At 67.8% G+C, this 3,266-nt stretch carries 1 protein-coding gene and 2 pseudogenes; 2 read left to right on the top strand and 1 reads right to left on the bottom strand.

What is annotated here, in order from left to right; genetic code table 11:
• Positions 1 to 133, bottom strand: a pseudogene (locus G3N93_RS41890) (flagellar hook-basal body complex protein FliE); the annotation flags it as partial.
• A 249-nt stretch (positions 134 to 382) separates the two neighbouring features.
• Here G3N93_RS41890 and fliF point away from each other — a divergent pair.
• On the top strand, positions 383 to 2,146 hold the full coding sequence (fliF, locus tag G3N93_RS36845; protein WP_174937479.1) for a flagellar basal-body MS-ring/collar protein FliF: 1,764 nt from the start codon (positions 383 to 385) through the stop codon (positions 2,144 to 2,146).
• Positions 2,136 to 3,122: pseudogene (gene fliG / locus G3N93_RS36840) on the top strand (flagellar motor switch protein FliG); the annotation flags it as partial. The gene fliF and the pseudogene fliG, both read left to right, overlap by 11 nt.
• Positions 3,123 to 3,266 lie beyond the last annotated feature (144 nt).

Below are 3,266 nucleotides of genomic sequence, written 5' to 3'. Positions count from 1 at the left end.
CGAACGTGCCGGCCGTCGCCGCGCCCGAGCCGGCCAGTGCCGCCGTCGGGCTCGCGACGCCGCCGGACGCCTGCGCGGCCATCGACTGCATCTGTTGCAACACCGAACCGATTCCGCTGACGTTCGCCGTCATGCTGTCCCCAAAACTGAGAGACGAGACCCGGACGCACCGGGAGATCCGCCGGCGCCGCACCACGCGCGCCATGCCGGATTCCGAAAAAGGATAGCAGCGTGACGCGCGTCAAAGCCGAGAAAGTACGGGGGAAACCCCGCTCTTTTCGGTCGATCGGAGTACGGCCCGGGTCACGATAATCGCATCGTGTCATTGTCCGCCCGCTCGTCCGAGCGAGCTCAGTCGTCCCGCTCCGGAGAAACTCGACGCATGGATTCGCAGGCCAACTCGCTGATCAACCCAGACGCCCGCGCGGGCCTCGCCAGCCCGGCGCCCGGCGCCGCCGCGGCCGCCGCGTTGCCGGGCGCGGGTGGCGCAGGCGCGGACTTCGGGCTTGGCGGCTTCGCGGAACGCATCCCCGGCATCTCGCGGATGAAGGGCAACCCGAAGCTGCCGTTCCTGATCGCCGTCGCATTCGCGGTCGCCGTCATCACCGCGCTCGTGCTGTGGAGCCGCGCGCCCGACTACCGCGTGCTGTACAGCAACCTGTCGGATCGCGACGGCGGCGCAATCATTGCCGCGCTCCAGCAGGCAAACGTTCCCTACAAGTTCGCCGATGCCGGCGGCGCGATCCTCGTGCCGTCGAACCAGGTGCATGAAACGCGCCTGAAGCTCGCCGCGATGGGGCTGCCGAAGGGCGGCTCGGTCGGTTTCGAGCTGATGGACAACCAGAAATTCGGCATCAGCCAGTTCGCCGAGCAGATCAACTACCAGCGCGCGCTCGAAGGCGAGCTGCAGCGCACCATCGAATCGATCAACGCCGTGCGCGGTGCGCGCGTGCATCTCGCGATCCCGAAGCCGTCGGTGTTCGTGCGCGACAAGGAAGCGCCGAGCGCGTCGGTGTTCGTCGACCTCTACCCGGGCCGCGTGCTCGACGAGGGCCAGGTTCAGGCAATCACGCGGATGGTGTCGTCCGGCGTGCCCGACATGCCCGCGAAGAACGTGACGATCGTCGACCAGGACGGCAACCTGCTGACCCAGACCGCGTCGGCATCCGGCCTCGACGCCAGCCAGCTCAAGTACGTGCAGCAGGTCGAGCACAACACGCAGAAGCGCATCGACGCGATCCTCGCGCCGATCTTCGGCACGGGCAACGCGCGCTCGCAGGTCAGCGCGGATCTCGATTTCTCGAAGATCGAGCAGACGTCGGAAAGCTACGGCCCGAACGGCAATCCGCAGCAATCCGCGATCCGCAGCCAGCAGACCAGCAGCGCGACCGAACTCGCGCAGGGTGGCGCGTCGGGCGTGCCGGGCGCGCTGTCGAACACGCCGCCGCAGCCGGCGTCCGCGCCGATCGTCGCCGGCAACGGCCAGAACGCGCCGCAGACGACCCCGGTGAGCGATCGCAAGGACCAGACGACCAACTACGAAGTCGACAAGACGATCCGCCATCTCGAGCAGCCGATGGGCAGCGTGAAGCGGCTGTCGGTCGCGGTCGTCGTCAACTACCAGCCGGTCGCCGACGCGAAGGGCCACGTGACGATGCAGCCGCTGCCGCCCGCGAAGCTCGCGCAGGTCGAACAGCTCGTGAAGGATGCGATGGGCTACGACGAGAAGCGCGGCGACTCGGTGAACGTCGTGAACAGCGCGTTCTCGACCGCGAGCGACCCGTACGCCGACCTGCCGTGGTGGCGCCAGCCGGACATGATCGCGATGGCGAAGGAAGCGGCGAAGTGGCTCGGCATCGCGGCGGCCGCCGCGGCGCTCTACTTCATGTTCGTGCGCCCGGCGATGCGCCGCGCGTTCCCGCCGCCCGAGCCGGTCGCGCCGGCGCTCGCCGCGCCGGAAGATTCGGTCGCGCTCGACGGCCTGCCGGCACCGGAGAAGACCGAGGAGCCCGACTCGCTGCTGCTCGGGTTCGAGAGCGAAAAGAACCGTTACGAACGCAACCTCGACTACGCGCGCACGATCGCCCGCCAGGATCCGAAGATCGTCGCCACCGTCGTGAAGAACTGGGTGTCCGATGAACGCTGAAGGCTTGACCAAGAGCGCGCTCCTGCTGATGTCGATCGGCGAGGAAGAGGCCGCGCAGGTATTCAAGTTCCTCGCGCCGCGCGAGGTCCAGAAGATCGGCGCCGCGATGGCCGCGCTGAAGAACGTCACGCGCGAGCAGGTCGAGGACGTGCTGCACGAATTCGCGAAGGAAGCGGAGCAGCACACCGCGCTGTCGCTCGATTCGAGCGACTACATCCGCTCGGTGTTGACCAAGGCGCTCGGCGAGGACAAGGCCGGCGTGCTGATCGACCGCATCCTGCAGGGCAGCGACACCAGCGGCATCGAGGGCCTGAAGTGGATGGACTCGGGCGCCGTGGCCGAACTGATCAAGAACGAGCATCCGCAGATCATCGCGACGATCCTCGTGCACCTCGACCGCGACCAGGCGTCGGAAATCGCGTCGTGCTTCACCGAGCGGCTGCGTAACGACGTGATCCTGCGGATCGCGACGCTCGACGGCATCCAGCCGGCCGCGCTGCGCGAACTCGACGACGTGCTGACGGGCCTGCTGTCCGGCAGCGACAACCTGAAGCGCAGCCCGATGGGCGGCATCCGCACCGCGGCCGAGATCCTGAACTTCATGACGAGCGTGCATGAGGAAGGCGTGCTCGAAAGCGTGCGCCAGTACGACGCCGAACTCGCGCAGAAGATCATCGACCAGATGTTCGTGTTCGAGAACCTGCTCGACCTCGAGGATCGCGCGATCCAGATGGTGCTCAAGGAAGTCGAGTCGGAAACGCTGATCATCGCGCTGAAGGGCGCGCCGCCGGCACTGCGCCAGAAGTTCCTCGCGAACATGTCGCAGCGCGCGGCCGAACTGCTCGCCGAGGATCTCGACGCGCGCGGCCCGGTACGCGTGTCCGACGTCGAGACGCAGCAGCGCCGCATCCTGCAGATCGTGCGCAACCTGGCCGAGAGCGGCGCGATCGCGATCGGCGGCAAGGCGGAAGCCGCGTCAGCTCGGAAGGGCACGCGTCTGAACTCCAGGAACGTGTCGGACTCTCGTAGGCCGTCCACCGGCTGCCTGACCAACACACTGCACACTGCGCCGCCGGCAACGCCCCTCGCCCGTCGCGTGCGACCAGCCCAGTCTCCCACC

This window comes from Burkholderia sp. Se-20378 (assembly GCF_017104665.1).
Lineage (GTDB): Bacteria > Pseudomonadota > Gammaproteobacteria > Burkholderiales > Burkholderiaceae > Burkholderia > Burkholderia lata.
The sequence above is the reverse complement of the archived record's forward strand: the minus strand, read 5'-3'. Positions and strand labels throughout refer to the sequence as shown.

Excerpts from the sequence above, each read along its gene's own strand:
- fliF (WP_174937479.1), top strand. The coding sequence starts at position 383 with ATGGATTCGCAGGCCAACTCGCTGATCAACCCAGACGCCCGCGCGGGC.